Consider the following 21,067-nt stretch of genomic DNA (forward strand, 5'->3'; position numbering starts at 1 on the left):
TTAAGGAGCTAACTGACTAAAACTTTCCACTTTAATCATACTTCCTTCATCAACTATTTCAACATTCTTAGGTATTTTAAAATAACCATCTGCATCGGCAAGTGCCTTTATTGCACCAGAATCTTTCATGATGGGGTGAGCTAGATCATCTTCAATCTGTACTAAAACATATTGTTCCCTACCCTTAGAAGAGTGATATCTTCTTGAAATTTTAAGTTCTAAAACATCATTTTTTTGTATATTGGGAACAGCAGCCATTTTTCTTAAAAAAGGCGCAACAAATACATTAAAGACTATGAAAGCCGATACGGGATACCCTGGTAAGCCAAAAATTATTTTATCCTGAATTTTACCAACAATTGCAGGTTTTCCAGGTTTCACACCAATCCCATGTACAAATACTTCACCCATATCATCTAAAACTTGTCTAAGTACATCCCCTGTACCTGCAGATGTTCCTCCAGAAGTTATAATCAAATCTGCATCTAAATATTCATTTATTTTAGCAGATAAATCACTATAATTATCTTTAGTGATTCCTGCTTTTATAGGCAGACAACCACATGATCTTACTGAATTTGAGATGGTCTCAGAATTAATATCATATATTTTTCCATACTCCATCCTTTCATCAGGACCAATCAATTCATTGCCTGTAGAAATGACAGCAATTCTAGGCTTAAAGTAAACTGTAACTTCTTTTATGCCTGCAGCACTTAAAACACCTATTTTATCTGAGGTTAGCAGTTTGCCTTTGGATAAGATTATTTCATCTTTTTTAAGATCAGTCCCTTCTTTGGCAATGTATTGACCAGGAGGAGTGGCTTCATAAATATAAATTTCATCATTTTTTCTTTCAGTAAATTCAATCATAGCCAATCCTGTAGCATTGGAGGGCATTGGCGCTCCTGTAGCTACCTCAATACATTCTCCGCTCTCCATTTTTTTCTTGGGAATAGTTCCAGCCTTTACTATTTCTACTAATTTTAATTTTACGGGTTTTTCCTCACTTGCAATGAATGTATCCTCTGCAATAACTGCGTAACCATCCATAGAAGCTCTGTTGAAGGGCGGTAAATTTATTTGTGAATAAACATCCTCAGCCAGCACCCGTTGATAAGCGTCTTTAACTGGGACTTTTTCAGTTTTTCTTTTAATTGGAAGATTATTTATGAGTTTTTTTACTTCTGCCGGGTCTTTAATACTTAAAAATTCTGTTCCCATATTATCACTTTTAATATGATTTAGTTAAATTGTTCTTACCACTTTTAATATGATTTATATACATTGTTCATCTAATACTAATTATATATAAATTATCAATTGAATCATTAAAAAAATTTAATTGCAAACCAAATAAGGAGGAGAGTATTTGAAGAGAGGAGATAATACTAATCAAGGCGTAAGAAGAGTGAGAACCCCCCGCAGGGGAGAAATACCTGGAGTGGTTGAACAAATATTGGGCCATGGTAAATTGAAAGTTAGATGTGCTGACGGCAAAATAAGGCTGGGAAGAATTCCAGGAAAGATGAAAAAAAGGATTTGGATAAGGGAAGGTGACGTGGTTCTCGTTAAACCATGGGACTTCCAGAGTGATGAGAAAGCGGATGTTATTTGGAGATACACCCGTACCGAGTCTAACTGGCTTGAAAAAAGAGGTTTTTTAAATCTTTAATCATTTTGACTATTTATGATAACTATTTTAGAATAATTACAGTTTTAACATGTTTTTATAACCAATTAATTTTTTTAAAAATTTTAATGGTACCTAAAAAAGCTTATTATTATATTTAAGATGTGTAGAATAAAAATCCATCTTATTATTATTGATGGATAAATCTTTAAAAGAGGCTCATTTTAATGAATTCAAAAGTTTCCAAAGCAGATGCTGATTTAAGAAAAATGCTCGCTGAAAAACGAATCAAAAGTATTGAAGATAAGAGAGTTGGTAGTGAAGTATTTGACCAGCAGACTTTAGAAACTTTATATAAACTGGCAAAAATGGGATACATAAATCAGTTATATGGCGTTATCAGCACTGGAAAAGAAGCTAATGTATTTAAAGGTATTGACGATGATGGTAACTTTGTAGCCGTTAAGATCTATCGAATTACTACCTCTGATTTTAAAAAAATGAAAAATTATATTCAGGGAGACCCCCGATTCCGTGTTAGAACATCCAACAAACGTCAACTAGTAAATGCGTGGGTTACTAAAGAATATCGAAATCTTAAAAGAGCCCGGGGTGTGGGAGTTAAAGTTCCAACGCCCATGATAGCCAAAAATAATGTACTGATCATGGAATTTATTGGGGATGACGAAGGAAATCCTGCACTACCTATGCAAGAAGTATCCCTTTCTAAACCAGATGAAGTGTTAAATAAAGTAATCAAATACATCAAAATGTTATATAAAGACGCTAAATTAGTTCATGGCGATTTATCTGGTTTTAATATTTTGATTAACCAGGATGAACCCGTTATAATTGATATATCCCAGGGCATGGTTACAGATCATCCTATGGCTAAAGAGCTTTTAGATAGAGATATTGATAATATAGTACGAGATTTTAACAAAATGGGTATTTCAATTACTAAAGATGAAATTAAAGCAGAAATTATGGATTAATACCCTTGAAAACTATAGAAAAGTTTATCTTAAATATGTACTAAATTTAAATATGTACTATAATATAATTAATGATAAGGTTGACTTTTATATTTTAATTTAATATGCATTGAATATTTTTAGAAATTTCAATCAAACAGTAAATTTACTATTAATTTAAATTTATTTAAGAGGTGAAAAGATGCCTAACACTGAATATCTCAAAATACCTAGAGAGCGAGTAGCAGTAGTTATTGGAAAGGAAGGTATTGTTAAACAAGAACTTGAAAAACTTACCCATACCCAGATAAACATTGAAAGTGAAACAGGCAGCATATCACTTTCTCCCACACCAGAAATGGATGATCCTCTTTCAATATGGAAAACAAGGAATATTGTTCGGGCTATTGGAAGAGGATTCAGCCCAGAGATTGCTCTCAAACTTCTTGATGATAATTATCTATTCGATGTAATCAGGTTACCTGATTTTGTTGGCAAATCTAAAAAAGCCATGAAAAGACAAAAAGGTAGGATAATTGGTAAAGAAGGAAGAACCAGAGAGATAATCAAGGAAATGACCGATACTGACGTTTCTGTTTATGGGAAAACCGTCTCTTTAATTGGAGATATGGAAAAAATAATGATTGCCAAAGAAGCAATAGAAATGATTTTACAGGGAATCAGACACAAAACTGTTTATGCATTTCTAGAGAAAAAAAGACATGAATTCAAGTTAAGAGAATTTCAAAAAACAGTTTCCCCTGAATAAAATAATAATAAAGTAATAAATAGATATAAATGAAACTATAATAAAAATTAATTCCAAAATGTATAGTAATAAATAATATAACAGTATTAATAATAAAAATTCAAGGAGGGTAATTTTGGAAAGACAAGCTTCAGAACTCTTTGAAGAGTTTAAAGAACTTACAGCATCAGAGTTTTTCAGAAGAAATAAGCAAATGCTTGGATTTTCTGGTAAAATAAGATCACTTACAATGGTTTTCCACGAATTAATAACCAACAGTTTTGACGCTGCTGAAGAAGCAGGTATACTACCAGAAATAAAAATAGACCTGAAAAGATTGGATAAAGATCATTACATTTTAAGACATCGTGATAATGGACCTGGTATTCCAGAAGCTTTTATAACCAAAGTTTTCTGTACCATGTTTGCTGGATCAAAATTCAGAAATATTCAGTCCCGAGGACAGCAAGGATTAGGATGTAGTGGCTGTGTATTATTATCCCAGATGACAACTGGAAAGCCAGCTAAAATAACATCAGGATACAAAGAAAATGGTGAAATAAAAGGAGTTCAAATGACATTCAAAATGGATGTCAAAAAGAATCAGGGCCTAATATTAGACAAAAAAGAAATAGTGCTTGATTCAACTGGTGTATGTATAGAACTTCATTTTAAAGATGTTTCATATTCTCTAAGTGAACAGGGAGCATATGAATACATAAGAAGAACCATGATAGCTAATCCTCACGCTAAAATTACATTTAGAGATCCTACTGGACACATTTATCTATTTGATAGGGCCAGCGCTGAGATACCTCCACTTCCTAAGGAAGTTTTACCTCACCCCCGTGGTGTTACTGCTGATGATCTGATATTTATGGCTAAACATACTGATAAACGCAGATTTAGAAGTATGCTTACCAGTAATCTTTCCAGAATGTCCACTAAACGGGTAAATGAAATTGAAGAGACCACTGGAATAGATCTAAACAAAAGGCCTAAAGACATGAAATGGGAAGAAGCAGAACAAATTGTGGAAACCTTTAGAAAAATGGATTTCATGGCCCCACCAACCTCTGGTTTAATACCTATAGGTCAAAAACAGGTTGAAAAGGGTATGATTGAAATTTTGAATCCAGAATTTGTTGCGGCAACCACCAGAAAACCTGTCACCTACCGAGGAGGAGTGGCCTTTGTTATTGAGTCGGGTATATCATATGGAGGAGAATCTGGAAGACTGATCGGCGAGCAAAAGAAAGCCGAGATTATGAGATTTGCCAATAGAGTTCCCTTAACCTTTGATCAAGGAAGTTGTGCCATAACAGAAGGTCTGAAAAGTATAGACTGGAAACGTTATGGTATACGTGATTTAGATAATGCACCCATCACTGTCTTTGTGAATATTGTATCAACCAATGTTCCATATCTGTCAACTGGAAAGCAAAGCGTGGCACCAGAACCTGAAATTCTCCATGAAGTTAGACAATCAACCATGAAAATTGCAAGGAAACTGCAGAAATACTTAAGGGCTAAAAAGGCTGAAAAAGAGGAAGCAATGCGTTCCCAAGTATTTGAAACCTATGTGCCCCTTATATTAAAAGAAGCAGCAGTTCTAGCCGAAACAGATGTCCCTGAATATGACCATGTATTATCCAAGGTTACAAGAAAACCGAAAATATTAGAGGAGTTAGATGATGAATAGGAAGGATATTGCAATCAATAAACTAAAAAGCCTGGGTGAGATGATAATAGAAGATGTACAGGAAATGAATGTCCCAGCCATAAAAGTTCCATCCCGTGGTACATCTAACATTGTTTACGATGACATTAAAAGGCATTACGTCTTAGGAGACCGTTTTGGTAAGCGTTCTCTGGGAAATGTTAAACAGATAAAAAAGATAGCCCAAATGGTTTACATGGCTAACTTCTGCAAACAATTAGTACGAACACAAAAAACTGCCACCCTGAGGGAGATGTACTATGTTTCCGAAGGATGGGATGTAGACTTTGGTGACCAGCAGGAATCTAACATTGTAGGTGAAGACCTGGAAGTTACCCTTGGAATGACCCGTGAAGACCTTGGATTAATGCCAGAAGAGGATGGAGCCTCTGTTTATGGTGAATTAACTATACAAGAGGGAGATATTGAAATTAATGCTATGAAATCCGGTAAATCTGGTTACACTATTTCACCCACAATTGATGAGGTTGAATTCGTAGACCATAATGTTAAACGGGTTATAGCAGTGGAAACCATGGGTATGTTCCACCGGATGGTCCAGGAAAATGCCTATAAAAAGTTCGACACCCTTATTGTAGGACTAAAAGGACAGGCTGCAAGAGCAACCAGAAGATTCCTTAAAAGAGTTAATGAAGAGTTGAAATTACCAGTCTATGTTTGTAACGACGGAGATCCATGGGGATTCCACATTGCCATGGTTATTATCTCAGGAAGTGCTAAACTAGCCCACGTAAATCATGAACTGGCAACACCTGACGCTAAGTTTTTAGGAGTAACTGCCAGTGATATTATAAACTATGAACTTCCAACCGATCCTTTAAAGGACATAGATGTTTTAAGGTTAAAAGAACTTCTTAAAGATCCCCGTTATAAGGATGAATTCTGGAAAGTTGAGATTAAGAAAATGCTTAAAATTGGCAAAAAGGCAGAACAGCAGTCCTTCTCTAAATATGGATTGGAATATGTTGTTGACACATATTTCCCTGAAAAATTAGAGTCTATGGAATCAGCACAATAATAAATTAAGTATGGCCAGCAATAAGTTGGTCAATCCCCTATTTTTTCTATTTTTTTAATTATCATTTTTTTAACTGGTTATCTATTACAAAAGTGGATATGTGCAGTTTAGTTTATTTTAGACTATTTTATGCATTAAATAGATAAATAATTCTAAAAATATAGATTATTAATTATTAATATGGAGAATCTATTTTTATACTAAATTTAAACATTATCTATTCCTTTTGAACGTTTTTTAAGTTTAATCACAAAATATCCCTTTTAGTTAGTGGAATTTTATGCAAAAATTTCCTGCAAAAAAATAAAAAATTAATAAATAGTACCTTAAACATAGCCATTGTTAGAAAAATGAACCATCAGCTAAAATGATGCAAAGCTTATAAAGGAGGTTTATTATGAAATCTGTTGGAATTAATGGATATGGAACTATTGGTAAAAGAGTTGCAGATGCTGTTTCTGCTCAGGACGATATGAAAATTGTTGGTGTCACCAAAACTAAGCCTGATTTTGAAGCAGAACTGGCTATAAGAAAGGGTTTTGATCTTTATGTAAGCATCCCCGAAAGAGTAAAGTTATTTGAGGAAGCTGGTTTGGAAATCAGTGGTACCATTGATGATCTTTATGATAAACTGGATATAATTGTAGATTGCACGCCGGGAGGCATAGGTGCAAAGAATAAGGAAACTTATGAGAAAATAGGACTCAAAGGAATATTCCAAGGTGGAGAAAAACACGATCAGATTGGATTATCCTTCAACTCATTTTCAAATTACGCAGATGTGTTAGGGGCAGATTATGCTCGAGTAGTCTCATGTAACACCACCGGACTGTGTAGAACTCTCCAACCCATTGACGATTTATGTGGAATAAAAAAGGTAAGAGCAGTTATGGTAAGAAGAGGTGCAGATCCTGCACAAATTAAAAGCGGACCAATTAATGCAATAGTACCTAATCCACCAACAGTACCATCTCACCACGGTCCTGATCTTCAAACCGTTCTTTATGACATGGACATAACCACCATAGCATTACTGGTTCCAACCACACTTATGCACCAGCACAATTTGATGGTAGAATTAGAATCTGACGTAGGGCTGGATGAAATTATAGATACTTTAGAAAAAACTCCAAGAGTAATATTAGTAGAAGCAACGAAAGGTTTAGGTTCAACTGCAGAGATCATGGAGTATGCTAAAGATTTAGGAAGATCAAGAAACGACCTATTTGAAATAGCAGTCTGGAAAGAGTCTCTAAACATAGTGGACGGAGAATTATATTATATGCAAGCTATACATCAAGAATCTGATGTAGTACCCGAAAATGTGGATGCCATCAGGGCCATGCTTGAAATGGAAGATGATCCACAGAAATCTATCCAAAAAACAAATAAAGCTATGAATATCTTATAAAAAGAGAGGATAATAAAAATCCCCTATTTTTTTATTTTTTTATAAATAATTAATTGAAAAAGATGAAAAACCATAATATTTCATTTGTGTCATTAACTGGTGTATTAGCAATTCTAATTTTCCTTATTTTTACATTTACTGCTGTTTCAATGTTTTCAGGAGATTACAATCCACTGAACAATTATTTAAGCGACCTTGGAAATTCTTCTTATAACAGTAATGGTGCCATATTTTTCAATTTAGGATGTATAATAACTGGTTTGCTCCTTATTTTATTTTTTTATGGCTTCAAAATATGGTATAAAACAGGAAAACATGGAAAAAACTTATTAATTACCTCGCAGCTGGTTGGAATTTATGCTTCATTTTCCTTAATCATGGTGGGAGTTTTCTCTGAAGATTATGGTCCATTACATTGGATCTGGTCAGCGTCGTTCTTTTTATCTCTCATGTTCACCCTTATCTTAAGTAATATCTATTTACTCAACCATTCCCAATTCATAAAGAAAATAGCTTATTACGGTTTTTTTGTAGTTTTTATTGATATAATGTTTATCATAATTTACATACTCAAAATGAATATTTCTGCTTCTTTATTTGAATGGATAACTGTCTTGCTAAGTTTGGTATGGGCGGGAATGATAGCATATAATATCAATATTATTTATTTAAACAATAAACAGCACTAAGATCGATTGGAGAGTTATAATGGGCTTTTACGATTTTTCCAAAGAAAAAAGAAAAGAAATTGTCCAGGAGATGGAAGATAATATAAAAAACGAATTAGAAAAGCCTGTGAACTTCGATTACCCTTTTTTATTAAAATATGCTTCTGATGATGATATTTACATCCGGAAAAACGTATATTTGATTATTGGAAAGTTATATAACACTAATAAAGATTTCCAGACTACTATTTTAAATATTTTAGAATCAATGTTTCAAAAAGAAGATGTTGAAGTAAGACAGACTGTAGTTTACGCCTGGGGCGAGATTGGTAAGTTAGATGCAGAAAAAATAATGGGAAATATGGAATGTGCCTTAAAAGATGAAAACCCTAAGATTAGGAATGCTATTATCGGTGCCCTGAAGCAGATGGGAGAGAAAAATCCTGTCCCCACATTGAAATTCGCAAAAAAATATATAAATGACTCTCAACCTGAAATTCGCCGCCAAATGATTCATGGAATTGAATTAAGGGGAAGAACTCATCCCAAAGATGTATTACCTCTTTTAGAGGAAGTTCAAAATGAAGAGAACAAACGAGTGCGAGATATGATTATACATGTTATTGGCCAGATAAGTTACAAAAAGGGGTGTTTGGAGAAGGTTGTTTACAGTTTGAAACAATGGAAAAATAAAGATTTAGTAGAAGATGCATTATCTGAGATTTTAGATGTTCATAAAAGGTATAAATTCAGCTATAGATCTTATGAAGAAGCTGAAAAATTTATTAAAAAAGAATTCAATATGTGAATATTGATATTAACCATATATTCCTTGTTTCAATCCCTATACAATTTTAAGAGATTGCTGGCTTATCTGGCCGTTCACTTCTTTGATGCACTATCCCCTGCCACGTAACCTGTGGAAAATGCTTGTTGCAAGTTATAACCTCCCATAAGACCACATCCCGCAATTATCTCTCCAGCAAAATATAATCCTTTAACAAGCTTCGATTCCATGGTTTGAGGGTCTATTTGCTTTTTTGATACACCACCACACGTAACCATAGCTTTATCTAGTGGAAGATGCCCAGTTATTGTTAATGGAAGGGATTTTAATGTCTTCTGTAACTGGAATCTTTCTTGTTTAGTGATTTGATTCAGCTTTTTTTGAGGATCAAGAGATATGGTCTTTAAAATTGGTTCAATCGTGCTTTGAGGAAGGTGATAGTTTAAATAATTTTTTAAACTCTTTTTATCATACTTCTGGAAATCTTCCTGCAGCCTGACCCCTAAGGCATCCTCTTTGATTTCTGGTTTAAAATCAATGTTGAGCTTCAAATCACCGTATTGATCCATAATTTCCACAATTGTGTGGCTCATATCCAGGATAACTGGTCCTGAAACTCCGAAATGTGTTAAAAGAAGGTTTCCCTTTGTTAAAGATTTCATTTTATTGCCATATTGTATATTCATCCCTACATTTTTCAGAGTAACACCTTTTAATTGGTGAATCCATTTTTCACGTACTAAAAGTGGAACTTCTCCAGGTTTCATTTCTGTTATTTGATGTCCTAACAATTTTGCAAAAGTAAAACCATCACCTGTTGATCCAGTTACTCCGTAAGATGCCCCACCTGTAGCCATAACAACATTATGTGCTTTAATTACCTGATTTTCTATTGAAGATAGTTTGAAAATATTATCCTGATTATCAAGATGTTTTAGGTGGAAATTATACAGGATTTTTATTTGATATTCATCTAAAACTTTTTCTAAAACATCTACTACCGATTTAGCTTTTTCTGTAATAGGGAATACCCTTCCATTTTCTTCCACTTTATATCCAAGATCATTACTTTCAAAAAAATCAATTAAATCATAGTTTGAAAATTTAGCAAAGATGTCCCGGTAGAATGAACCTCTCTTGCCAAACATTTCCAGGAAAACTTCTAATGGAGCAGTATTGGTAAAATTACATCGACCATGACCAGCTACAAGAAGTTTACGTCCTATTTTATTATTTTTTTCCAGCAGGATTACTTTTTTACCAAGTTGTGCCCCTCTAATGGCAGCCATACACCCTGCAGGTCCAGTTCCGATTACAGCTATGTCGTATATTTTCATGATTTCATTTCCTTTCGCATGATTTCATTTTATGATTTTTTCATAGAAAATACAAATGATTATTATCTATATCAGCATAATAATGTATATCCTAATTTTGTTTTTAGCTGATAAATTATCTATTGTAAAATCGTTATATGAATAAATGATGATAAAAATGACAGAAAATGTTAGATTTGGCCCTGCAGGAAACCCAATGGGGTTTAAAGGTAAAACAATAGAAGTTTGTGATTATATTAATGAATTAGGACTTAATTCCTATGAATACCAGGCAACTTATGGAGTCAGAATATCTAAAAGTTCTGCAAAAAGTCTTAAAGAGAACTCTGAAAAAAATAATGTTCTGGTTTCTATGCATGGGCCATACTATATCAATTTAAGTTCAGATAAGGATGATGTGATTGAAAGATCCGTGGAAAGACTGGTACAATCGGCCGCGATTTCAGAGGCAATGGGTGCCTATAGAACTGTATTTCATCCTGGATTTTACACAAAGTATTCAGCGAAAGATGCAATGAAACGTGCCAAAGAAGCTATAACTGAAATTCAGGAACAACTTCAATCAAAAGATATTCATGATTACAATTTTGCACCAGAAACTACCGGTAAAAAATCTCAACTGGGAAGTTTAGATGAGATAATAGAAATATGCCAATCATTTGAAAATTTTCAACCCACAATTGACTTTGCCCATATACACGCCAGAAATAATGGATGTATAAAAACTATTAATGACTACGAAAAAATATTTAAAAAATTAGAAGATAAATTAGATCCTAAAATTTTACACTGTCACTTTACCAAAATTGAATATACAGATGCTGGTGAAAAAAAACACCACACCCTTGAAGAGGATGAATACGGCCCTCCTTTAGAACCCTTACTAAAACTGATAATTGAATGTGGATGGGATGTCACTATCATCTGTGAAACACCTTTACTTGAAATTGACGCTGCCCTTATCAAGGCGAAGTATTATGAAATTCTAAAAAAATAAATTATAAAAAAAATTAATATGATCCTAAAACAAATAAAAAAATGGTGATGTTTTATTAAATTTAATAATATCATGCAGAATAATCACTTATCAGATAAAAAAACAATAACAAAAATTAATGAACCTAAAAAAGAAGCTAAATTAGTTGTACTGCAACCTATTGGTTACCCTTTTATCTGTAACCTGGTTGAGACCCCTAAAATTGAAGTTTTTGACAAAGATCTTTTTGAATTATATGCAAAAGACCAGTGGGCTGGTCAAACCATTGTTGAAGGTTCTTTCCTATTTGATCAAAAATTATTACCGGATTATGCTTTTAAAGTTATAAAAGCTCATCCTAATAATTCTGAAATAACTGAAAACACATCAATACTTTTGATTGAGGATTTTGAAGTTAAAGAATTTAAAAAAATTCAAAGCAAAATTAAAATGGACGATGTGGTAGGTCAGGAACAGGCAAAGATTAAATGTAAAATTATAATGAAATACTTGCAGGAACCAGATAAATTTAAGGACTGGGCTCCCAGAAATGTCTTATTTTACGGAACTCCTGGAACCGGGAAAACTATGCTGGCCAAATCACTTTCCAATGAACTCAGCGTTCCACTCTATTTAATTAAAGCAACCAGCCTTATAGGTGAGCATGTAGGAGATGGGGCCAGACAAATTCATGACTTGTTTGAAGCAGCTGCTAAAACTGCACCTTCAGTGATATTTATTGATGAGATTGATGCAGTTGGTCTGGATAGGAAATACCAGTCATTAAGGGGAGATGTATCTGAAGTTGTTAACGCCCTTTTAACTGAAATGGATGGTATAGACCAGAATTATGGTGTGGTAACTATAGGGGCCACTAATAATCCAGATTTACTTGATTTTGCTATAAGAAGCAGATTTGAAGAGGAAATTGAATTCCGATTACCTGATAAAAATGAAAGACGTGCCATGATCAATTTTTATGTGCAGTCCATGCCCCTTGAAGTGGATGTTGATATAGAAAGACTGGTAAATCACACCAAAGGAATGTCAGGAAGAGATATCAAGGATCGTTTACTGAAAACTTCCCTGCATAAAGCAATATCTGATGATAAAAATAGGGTGACTTGGGAACATTTTGAGTATGCATTAAAACTAAATCAAAAAGAGAAAAATGAACCAAAGGGAATGTTTGTATAATATTTTTTAAAGCTTAATGCTTCTAAAGATTAATATACTTAACTATCTCCATTTTTCCATAAAATCTATTTTTTCATGTCGAAAATCTTATAGGAAGATTCTATAACTTCTTTTTCTTCATTTTCCGCAGCATTGCGAATATTCATGAGGATCCTATGGAAGACCTTATTTACAACAGCATGGGTAAGATCGTCGACTATTTCTTCTTTACCATTTAAATTTCCCAACATGCGGAGAGCTTTTTCTGTTTCATAACTTCTTATCTGCTCAACTTCTCTCCTAATACATGATATGAGTGGTTCAATTTCGATGTGTTTAAGAGAATTATTAAGAAGTTCTAATTCTTGTTCTATGATCTTTTCAGCTTGTTTAGCCTCAAATTCGCGCATTTTCTTATTTTTATCTGCTATTCCCCTTAAATCGTCTATATTAAATAATTTAACTCCCAGATCAGATACATTCTCATCAATATCACGTGGGTTGGCAATATCCACCATGACCATATTAGAAAGTTTTTCTGAAGAAACAGCATTTTTTACTTGATCATAAGATACAACAGTGTGAGGTGCTCCAGTAGCACTAATTACCACATCAGCATCACTCATGGCTTCTTCCAATCGATCAAAATGTATAGCATAACCTTCCAGTTCCCTGGCAAGTTCAACTGCCCGATCATAGGTTCTGTTGGCAACAACTATTGCTTTAAGGTTTTTTTCTACTAATGCCCTGGCAACTAGTGTGCCCATGTTCCCAGCCCCTACAACCAACACTTTTTTACATTTAAGGTCTCCATGAATAGATTCTGCTAATTCCACAGCAGCAGATCCTATAGAAATAGATCCCTTGTTAATTCTAGTTTTTTTCCTTACAACTTGACCTACATGAACTGCCTTAGTGAATACCGTATTCAAAATTTTACCGGAAAATCCTTTTTTAAGTGATTTATTTTTAGAATCTTTAATTTGCCCTAAAATTTGATCTTCACCTATTATCATAGATTCTAAGCCGCTACTTAACTTTAACAGGTGTTTTAGTGCATCTTCATTACTTTCTACTATAAAATTATTAAAATCAATACCTTTAATATCATTATTTTCTAAAACTAGATAAGTTTCTGCCCTATTACATGTTTTTATCTGGATTAGCTCAGTTACACCGCATTTATTATCTATTTCTTCAATTAATTTATCCATCTGCGAAGATAAATTTTCTATGGTACTGATATTTGCTGTTTTATGATCAATTCTTATATTGAGAATCAGAGCAATCCCTCCAACCATTTAAGGTTGAAAAATTTCATTTTTCTACAGTTTTAAACTTTTTTTCTAAGTAATTTGCGACATATAACTTTGCATCTTCTATTTTGCCGTCGTTGAGTAAATCATTTACATTTTTATCATCTAAAATTTGGTAAAGATACTCTTTGCGCTTTTTTTGATCATTAACTTGATTTTTTATGATTTTTCTAGTAAAATCTTGAAGTTCCATCTGCAGTATTTCATGATTACTTATTACTTTTTGTATCTTTTTTCTTAACTGTTTGGCCATAAGGGGACTTTTGCCTTTAGTAAATATGCATATCTGAACATCCCCTATAAAAAAAGATGATGGAACTATTATATTTCCTGATTCAGGATCATCAGCACGATTTATTAGTTTATTATCAGTTACAGTTGAAATATACTCATTTAAATCCGGATTAGATGTGGCCACCACCACCAGATCTGACCAGTCAATCCACTTATCTATTTCAGCCACAGATTTGATGGAAGCTCCCAGTTTTTTTAAATCATTATCATCTGTTTTTCCAATTATAGTTACATTCGCACCAGCATTAATAAATCTTTTTGCTCTTCTCCTGCCCACTTCACCAGAGCCAACAATTAGAACATTTTTATTGTCCATTTGTAGGAAGAGAGGAGTCCAACCCATCCTGCTACTCCATTTGTTTCATTCTCAAAAGTTTCATAGCGGTTCTAAGATCATTACCGCATTCTTGAAGAACATGACCTGCCTCTGTTTCAGAAACGTCAAAGGCATCAGAAAGTGCTTTGACATTTTTTTCATCAAATAGTTTAGTTTCTCCAACCAATTCCTCAGATAACTGTTTTTTAAGTTCCATATATTCATCTGTGGACATTTCAATTTTTCTCATAACCATATCCCTCAAAGGACATGGCTTTGAAGGTTTACAGCACCAGACTAATGATCCAAAACATGTTCCCTCACCATAACCCAGCCTAGTTTTTTTTCCAAATTCCTCTTTTTTTTCAATATAATCTTGAGGTGTAAGCCCTGCTTCTTCAAGTGCATATAATATAGGGCATGGCTTTACTGGTGGACAACAAAATGTAATTGCTCTTTTATCTCCTCCGCGACATACGTGTGATGGCGAGTCATCCCATACCATTTTAGTCCTCCGTAAGCATTTTTTTCTTTTCAGTAGGTGTTAAGTCTTCCACTATAGATTCTGGATCACCAATTTTGAGAATCTTTCCACCTCTCATAAGGGCTGCACGATCACAAACATCTAATACAAAATCCATGTCGTGTGAAATTATGAGGAAAGTCTGGTTGAGCTCGTCCCTCGCTTTCCTTATTGAATCCGTAACCTGTACCCTGGTAATAGGATCCATGGTACCAGTTGGCTCATCTAAAATTATGATATTAGGTTCCTTAATTAGAACTTGGGCTAATGCCACCCGGTGACGTTCTCCACCACTTAATTCGTCGGGATATTTATATAATATGCTTTCTGCATAGTTTTCATCAAAACCAACGGCTTTAAGAACATATACAGCTTTCATTTTTGCAAATTCTGCGGGAAGTTCTAGGCTGATTGCTTCGGTGAGATTTCCTAATACGTTTCTATGAGGATAAAGACTATACTCCTGGTGAAGAATTCCTAAATAAGGTTTTACTCTGCCTCTTCCAAATGGACCCTTCTCTGTCATATCGATCCAGTTTTCCCCTAATTCAACAAGTATTTTTCCACTGCTTGGATCAGTTAGTCCATATAAAATCCGGGAAAGTGTGGTTTTTCCAGCTCCACTTAAACCTACAATTCCAAAAATCTCTGATTCATCCACAACAAGGTCTATTCCATCCACTGCTTTTACGACGCCCCTTTCAATGGAGTAGTAATGTTTTTTCACATTTTCCATCTTTATTATGGGACCTCCACTTTTAAATACCTCTCCCTTTTCTGGTAGTGGTACTTGATCTAAGAAACTCTGTACAACTTCTTCTGGAGTACCTTCCTGGATAATTTCACCTTTTTCTAACCATATAACATAATCTGAAAGTTTTCTCATAACCTCAGGCCAGTGAGAAGTGATTAACATGGTTTTACCCTGATCTTTAACCCCCTCAATCAAAGCTTCATGTATTAGTTCTGCTGTTTTTGGATCAAGGGTACCTGTAGGTTCATCTGCTAAAAATATTATTGGGTCCTTTGCTAACTGTCTGGCTAAAACTACCCTCTGTTTTTCACCACCACTTAAATCACGTGCAATATGTGTTATCCTATGGGTCATTTGAGCCATTTCTAAAAGTTCTAATGCCTTGTATGTGCTTTCTTCGTCATCCAAACCTTCTATAGATTTAAGAACGTTATCTATAACTGTATCATCTTCATAAAGTGCAAAAGTCCGCTGTAACATTATAGATATTCTTCTTTTGATTGCTGCGAACAATATTCGATCACAATTCCAAAAATCAACACTTAAATCTTGATATTCACAGCCACAAGAACATTTTCCTCCTGCCATTGAAGGAGGTTCAACTTTAACACATTCTGGACAAAAGGCAATACGATAAATAATTTTACCTTTATCTGGTTTGTAATCCTTCATTCCTCTTAGCATGTTTATTAAAACTGATTTTCCAGAACCACTTCGACCAAGTATTCCTAATACACTACCTTCGTCTATTGTCATGTTTAAATCTTTTAAAACATCTACGTTGCCAAAAGTTTTAGTGACATTTTCTAATTTTATAAATGACATGCAACCACCTTCAAATCGAAATCAATATTTTTCTTCAATTTTTGTATTAAATTGAAATGAATATATATTCTTAATGTTTGTATAATAATATTTATAATATGCACCTAGTTTCTATAAAAATTTGATTATTTATTATTTAAATTAGTGAGAGATCAAAGGGAATTTTACCTCCCATAGTGGCTCTAGCAATTGATATGGCATCCGAACCAGCATCAAACATTCTAGAAGCTGTTTCAAAATTTCGAATAGAATTGTTACCAATGATAAATATATTCGTATTATTTTTTATGGTTCGTATGAGCTGGTAGTCAGCCAGATCAAAGCCGAGTTTCATTGCATCCACATGTAGATAATCTGCACCTCCGCTTTGAACAGTTTTAGCAATTTGGATGTCATCATTTCCATGAATATTTGCTCTTATTTTTACTGAAACTCTGGCTCTAGATTTTTTTACTACTTCTTTTAAAAAATATTTTAATTTATCAAGATCTGAAAGAAGAGCCTGTCCACATCCAATTTCAGTTAATTCTGGTTGTCTGCAGTGAGCATTAATTTCAACCACGTCAATACATTTTAGTTTTGAAATTTTAACAATTGGATCTGGAGATACTGAACGCAGGTTTACTGACACCAAAACATCAGCAGAATTTTTTATAATTTCGGCCTGTCTTTCTATTTCCAGTATTATATCTTCTTTTTTTATATCAAATTCAGATCTTCCTCTTGCAATAATTTTTTTGCCTGCTTCTATGGTGAGATTATCCACATTGTATCCACCAAGGGTAACCATGTCAAATCCCAACAAAGCCATTTTTTTGCAAAATTCACCGTCAGTAATGCCGGCCATTGGAGCTAAAACTTTGATAAACTCACTCTCATTAATCATGTCTTCATCATGTCTTGTCGAAAGAAAGCAAATTAAAATTAAAATGTTATTTATTATTAATAAAATGATTATTAATTATTCCTTCATCACATGAACCAGATCATAGGTGAAACCACCACGTATTTCTTCAAGAGCCAAATCAGCTAAATTAGCTGCTTTTTCAGCTGTAGGTGCTTTTCCCACCCCTGCTTTAAGAGCTATATTAGTTTCTTCCTTAATTTCCTCAATTATTTTTACTAAACCTTCAGGAGTAAGACCATTACAGGGAGACATAAAATTATCTCCACCAATGAAAAACAGTAAAGATCCTTTTTCAATTAACTTTTTCATCAAAAAGTGTTGAACCCTGTTAACTATAAATGAAGTATCATAAGCAGGTATAATATCCGTCAGAGAATCAGTAATGCCGTTTATATCAATATGTGCAATCTGTACAAAACTATCTTCTTTATTGACCATATCATCAATAGCAAGAATTTCACTTCTTTCCTCAGATTGTGCACCACCGTATCCCTGAAGAGAAGTTGTAGCATTTCGCTGAGCTTCATAAGGGGTTTCAGCAGCACCCACACCCATACTTACTGTTATAGGGTATCTATTTCCAATTGATCTTTGAATTCTCAAATGATCTTCCACATCCACATTATTGGTAACTGCTAACATATTGTCAAAACGGGTGAAAAAAACAAGCCCTTGTTTTGCTGCAAATTGTCTTTGAAGGTCAGCATAAAGTTGTGCCTGCAAAATCTGAAGATCTGCCTCTGTTCGTGGAGTAGGAGTTACTGTCCATGGTCCATAGTTATCAATCTGTATTAAAGTCATTTGTATCATATAATTTCACCCAAAATTGTTCTTGCTAACATCACCTTATCATCAATGGTCTTCATGTTTGTGTTTGTTACCATAACCTTGGATATTAGTTTTTCTATTTTTTTCTTAGAGTGGCTATCTACCACATCTATTATAAACTTGTCCAAAAAGTGGGCATACATATTTGCAACACCAACACATGAAACTTCAAAACCCAAAGCCTCCATGAATTTGGCCGCAGGACCACTTACTGGTTTTCCACCAATAATGGGCGATACTGCAACAACATATACATTTTTTAAAGCTTTTACAACTCCATCCATTGAAATTATAGGTCCTATTGAAGTAACTGGATTTGAAGGACCTAAAATGATCATTTCCGAATTTTCAATTGCAGCTATTAAACCTTCAGATGGAACAACTTTATTGAACTCAACATCCAAAACATGAGGTTTCCCTTCACGTTCAACCAAAAATTCATGAAATTCCATATTTCCTTGGTCAGTTATAATATTTATATATGGTTGTTCATTACTCATTGGAATAATTTTAGATTTAATACCTAAATTTTTCCTTTGAATATCCACTGCTTGAGATAAAGAATATTTTTCCAAAAACAAAGTTTTTTGAATTTTTATGGCCCGATCCTTATCACCAATTCTCAAAAGTTCAGGACACCCAACTTTTTTAAGCATTTCATGGGTTATGAAAGTATCCTCATTAATACCATACCATGTTTCTTCATTAATAATACCGGCTAAAGTATAAAGAACTGTGTCTATGTCAGCAGCAACATATAAATTGGAAACATAGGTATTTTCAACCGTGTTTACTATAACGTTCATTTGCTGGGGATCAATTATCTTTTTAATTCCCTGGAGTAGTTTAGGGGTACCAGTACCCCCAGATAATATAGTTATCATGTTAATCTTTTTTTCAATATTTTCATGATGAATAATTAACTTTGTGACAATTATCTTAAATTATTTGATAAGTCAACACCACCACATGAAATTATCTAAATATATCATATTTTTTTGGTCTTATCAAGGATTTAGCAGTTGCAAAATTGCTTATCAGTTTTTTAGTGTAATTTAAACCTTTTATTAATACTACAGGAATGCCTTCATCAGCCTGACCCATTACTATGGACGCTGCTGCTGCTAATTCATCGGCAACAGCCACATTGGTAGTTTGAAGTTTTCTTCCATAAAGATCAGTTTCACCTTGCCGATCCCATAGTGGTTCCATACCTGAAATTCCTATTGCAACACCTACAGCACCTTCCCTAAATGGTCGGCCCTGAGTATCTGATATAATTACCGCTACCTGCTTACCTGTAGCTTTTAAAATATCTTTTCTAATTATTTCAGCACTTTTGTCTGGATTTAGGGGAATGGGGGTTGCTTTACCTAGCTCTACATTGGACTCATCAATGCCTGCATTGGCACATACGAAGCCATGTTTAGTTTCAGAGATTATAAAATTCGGTCCTACCTTCAATATTTCATTAGATTCTTGAAGTATGGATTCTACCAATTCAGGTTCTTTACCTGTCTTTTTAGCTATCTTTAATGCTTTTAAACTTGGTTTTAAAGAAGAAAGATGAATTTTTGTCCCTTCAGCCTTGGCAATAATTGTTTCTGCAATTACAAAAACATCCCCATCTTCCAGATCTAATGAAGATACCTCCAAAGAGTTCAAAATGAATGAGGCAACATTATCATTCTCTTGGACAAGTGGAATACCTTGGAGGCCTATTATTCTAACTTCCATAATGGCACCATTTAGATATAAGACATATTCCAATCTTTAACACCAAATGCAGCTGCAGCAGTAACTGGATTTGTGAATTCTTCAAATTTTCCTTTATTCATTATAAATTGAGCCGCTTCTTGTGCACTTTCTGCTACAAAGTCAACTTCCCGAGGTTTTATGTGTTCATAAACTCCAATGTAAGAAGTTTTACCAGGTTTAACCTTTTCAACTATCAGGTTTTCATGGGTAACAATTCCAATATATGATTCACCGTTAATTGAAGAAGCACCCGCAATTCTGGGAGTATTATAATCATCTTTTTCATAATCCATTATCAGCAAGGACAAGCCAATAGCATCTCTAATATTCATTCCCTCGGCGATTTTATCTGCAATAACATCAGTATGTGAGCCGTTAGAAACAATAGCCACATCATCTACTATTTTGATGCAATTATAGGCTATATATGGATTTTCAAAAACATCCTTTTCATGTCCTTCTTTTGGAACAACTGCAACTCTATTCTCAAAAGCCTTGGTTTCCCTATTGGGATATGACCTGCTTGAAACTCTGTATGCAACTAAATTACCTGATTTATTACTTCCAACAGCTAATATTCTCCCAAGATACATTTTTTACACCTTTAAATCTTTTAATAATACATAATATTATTTTTAGTGAAAAATTAATAGTTTAAGTTTATTGGTATCATTGATCAGGAAGTGCTACGGCCTTATCTGGTGACATCCCTGGCGGAGTGGTAATAATAATAGTACCTGTTTTTGGCCTTATAATTATCTCTCCCTCGTCTATTACCCTTGTATTTACTGCAATAGCATTATTTCGAATGTAACGGGACATGTCTTCTCCATTTACAATGACTTCTTTAAGTCCGGCCACGGGTATTAAGTAATATTCCATTGGGCCGCTGCTTTCAGTTAATTCTGGTTTTCCACTGGAAGAATCAGAAGTGGATGCTGCCTGAAAACTACTGGTAACCATCAAAAAGATTAAAATAGTGAAAAGTACGTCAATGAATGGAACCAAATTGAATTTAGGGTTACTGCCTTTTACTTTATTTCTGAACTTTCCAATATCCATGGTCATCTAAATAAC

22 protein-coding genes are annotated in these 21,067 nt (G+C 33.9%); 10 read left to right on the forward strand and 12 right to left on the reverse strand.

The features are described from left to right. Positions 1 to 1,224 carry a molybdopterin molybdenumtransferase MoeA gene (locus CIT01_02740; GenBank protein ID AXV37195.1) on the reverse strand — a complete coding sequence of 408 codons (1,224 nt, stop codon included), beginning with the start codon at positions 1,222 to 1,224 and terminating at the stop codon, positions 1 to 3. A 148-nt stretch (positions 1,225 to 1,372) separates the two neighbouring features. Between CIT01_02740 and eif1A the strand changes: the two genes are divergently transcribed. From eif1A to CIT01_02780, 8 genes are all read left to right on the forward strand, one after another. Next, positions 1,373 to 1,675 (forward strand): translation initiation factor eIF-1A, encoded by a 303-nt coding sequence (gene eif1A, locus CIT01_02745; GenBank protein ID AXV37196.1) that lies wholly within the window; start codon positions 1,373 to 1,375, stop codon positions 1,673 to 1,675. A 185-nt stretch (positions 1,676 to 1,860) separates the two neighbouring features. Further along, on the forward strand, positions 1,861 to 2,628 hold the full coding sequence (locus CIT01_02750; GenBank protein ID AXV37197.1) for a serine/threonine protein kinase: 768 nt from the start codon (positions 1,861 to 1,863) through the stop codon (positions 2,626 to 2,628). A gap of 181 nt (positions 2,629 to 2,809) precedes the next feature. Continuing rightward, entirely contained in the window at positions 2,810 to 3,376 is a 567-nt protein-coding gene (locus CIT01_02755) for an RNA-processing protein (GenBank protein ID AXV37198.1), read from the forward strand. A 115-nt stretch (positions 3,377 to 3,491) separates the two neighbouring features. Further along, the gene (gene top6B, locus CIT01_02760) at positions 3,492 to 5,057 is read left to right on the forward strand and encodes a DNA topoisomerase VI subunit B (protein AXV37199.1); all 1,566 of its coding nucleotides are present in this window, start codon (positions 3,492 to 3,494) and stop codon (positions 5,055 to 5,057) included. After that, positions 5,050 to 6,114, forward strand: a complete 1,065-nt coding sequence (locus CIT01_02765) for a DNA topoisomerase VI (GenBank protein AXV37200.1) — start codon at positions 5,050 to 5,052, stop codon at positions 6,112 to 6,114. Before top6B ends, CIT01_02765 begins: the two co-directional genes overlap by 8 nt. A gap of 397 nt (positions 6,115 to 6,511) precedes the next feature. Further along, positions 6,512 to 7,525 (forward strand): type II glyceraldehyde-3-phosphate dehydrogenase, encoded by a 1,014-nt coding sequence (locus tag CIT01_02770; GenBank protein AXV37201.1) that lies wholly within the window; start codon positions 6,512 to 6,514, stop codon positions 7,523 to 7,525. Positions 7,526 to 7,587: 62 nt separating this feature from the next. Beyond that, the gene (locus CIT01_02775; protein AXV37202.1) at positions 7,588 to 8,214 is read left to right on the forward strand and encodes a hypothetical protein; all 627 of its coding nucleotides are present in this window, start codon (positions 7,588 to 7,590) and stop codon (positions 8,212 to 8,214) included. 19 nt (positions 8,215 to 8,233) lie between these two features. Further along, positions 8,234 to 9,001 carry a hypothetical protein gene (locus CIT01_02780; protein ID AXV37203.1) on the forward strand — a complete coding sequence of 256 codons (768 nt, stop codon included), beginning with the start codon at positions 8,234 to 8,236 and terminating at the stop codon, positions 8,999 to 9,001. Between the two features lie 74 nt (positions 9,002 to 9,075). On the opposite strand, the gene CIT01_02785 is transcribed toward CIT01_02780, so the two are convergent. Continuing rightward, a complete protein-coding gene (locus CIT01_02785) occupies positions 9,076 to 10,317 on the reverse strand; it encodes an aminoacetone oxidase family FAD-binding enzyme (GenBank protein AXV37204.1) in 1,242 nt (413 codons plus the stop codon). A gap of 157 nt (positions 10,318 to 10,474) precedes the next feature. On the opposite strand from CIT01_02785, the gene CIT01_02790 reads away from it, so the two are divergent. Further along, positions 10,475 to 11,314 (forward strand): endonuclease IV, encoded by an 840-nt coding sequence (locus CIT01_02790; protein AXV37205.1) that lies wholly within the window; start codon positions 10,475 to 10,477, stop codon positions 11,312 to 11,314. A 54-nt stretch (positions 11,315 to 11,368) separates the two neighbouring features. Further along, positions 11,369 to 12,490, forward strand: a complete 1,122-nt coding sequence (locus CIT01_02795) for an AAA family ATPase (GenBank protein ID AXV37206.1) — start codon at positions 11,369 to 11,371, stop codon at positions 12,488 to 12,490. A gap of 65 nt (positions 12,491 to 12,555) precedes the next feature. Here the strand turns inward: CIT01_02795 and CIT01_02800 are convergent, their stop codons facing one another. The 10 genes from CIT01_02800 to CIT01_02845 form a co-directional block, all read right to left on the reverse strand. Next, on the reverse strand, positions 12,556 to 13,752 hold the full coding sequence (locus tag CIT01_02800; protein AXV38703.1) for a glutamyl-tRNA reductase: 1,197 nt from the start codon (positions 13,750 to 13,752) through the stop codon (positions 12,556 to 12,558). 34 nt (positions 13,753 to 13,786) lie between these two features. Continuing rightward, positions 13,787 to 14,422: a siroheme synthase gene (locus CIT01_02805; protein ID AXV37207.1), complete on the reverse strand. Its 636-nt coding sequence runs from the start codon at positions 14,420 to 14,422 to the stop codon at positions 13,787 to 13,789. A 4-nt stretch (positions 14,423 to 14,426) separates the two neighbouring features. Further along, positions 14,427 to 14,900: a methanogenesis marker 9 domain-containing protein gene (locus tag CIT01_02810; GenBank protein ID AXV37208.1), complete on the reverse strand. Its 474-nt coding sequence runs from the start codon at positions 14,898 to 14,900 to the stop codon at positions 14,427 to 14,429. A 1-nt stretch (position 14,901) separates the two neighbouring features. Further along, complete coding sequence (gene atwA / locus CIT01_02815) at positions 14,902 to 16,497, reverse strand: methyl coenzyme M reductase system, component A2 (protein AXV37209.1); 1,596 nt, start codon at positions 16,495 to 16,497, stop codon at positions 14,902 to 14,904. A gap of 136 nt (positions 16,498 to 16,633) precedes the next feature. Then, positions 16,634 to 17,344 (reverse strand): hypothetical protein, encoded by a 711-nt coding sequence (locus CIT01_02820; protein ID AXV38704.1) that lies wholly within the window; start codon positions 17,342 to 17,344, stop codon positions 16,634 to 16,636. Between the two features lie 114 nt (positions 17,345 to 17,458). Then, entirely contained in the window at positions 17,459 to 18,214 is a 756-nt protein-coding gene (locus tag CIT01_02825) for a GTP cyclohydrolase IIa (protein ID AXV37210.1), read from the reverse strand. Next, complete coding sequence (locus CIT01_02830) at positions 18,211 to 19,116, reverse strand: 2-phospho-L-lactate transferase (protein ID AXV37211.1); 906 nt, start codon at positions 19,114 to 19,116, stop codon at positions 18,211 to 18,213. The genes CIT01_02825 and CIT01_02830 overlap by 4 nt, the downstream gene beginning before the upstream one ends. Before the next feature lie 91 nt (positions 19,117 to 19,207). Next, a complete protein-coding gene (locus CIT01_02835) occupies positions 19,208 to 19,969 on the reverse strand; it encodes a coenzyme F420-0:L-glutamate ligase (GenBank protein ID AXV38705.1) in 762 nt (253 codons plus the stop codon). An 11-nt stretch (positions 19,970 to 19,980) separates the two neighbouring features. Continuing rightward, positions 19,981 to 20,583 carry an IMP cyclohydrolase gene (locus tag CIT01_02840; protein ID AXV37212.1) on the reverse strand — a complete coding sequence of 201 codons (603 nt, stop codon included), beginning with the start codon at positions 20,581 to 20,583 and terminating at the stop codon, positions 19,981 to 19,983. 76 nt (positions 20,584 to 20,659) lie between these two features. Continuing rightward, positions 20,660 to 21,058: a biopolymer transporter ExbD gene (locus tag CIT01_02845; GenBank protein ID AXV37213.1), complete on the reverse strand. Its 399-nt coding sequence runs from the start codon at positions 21,056 to 21,058 to the stop codon at positions 20,660 to 20,662. Positions 21,059 to 21,067: the final 9 nt, after the last annotated feature.

Origin of the sequence: Methanobacterium sp. BRmetb2, assembly GCA_003491285.1 — an archaeon.
In the GTDB taxonomy this organism is placed as follows: Archaea; Methanobacteriota; Methanobacteria; order Methanobacteriales; family Methanobacteriaceae; genus UBA117.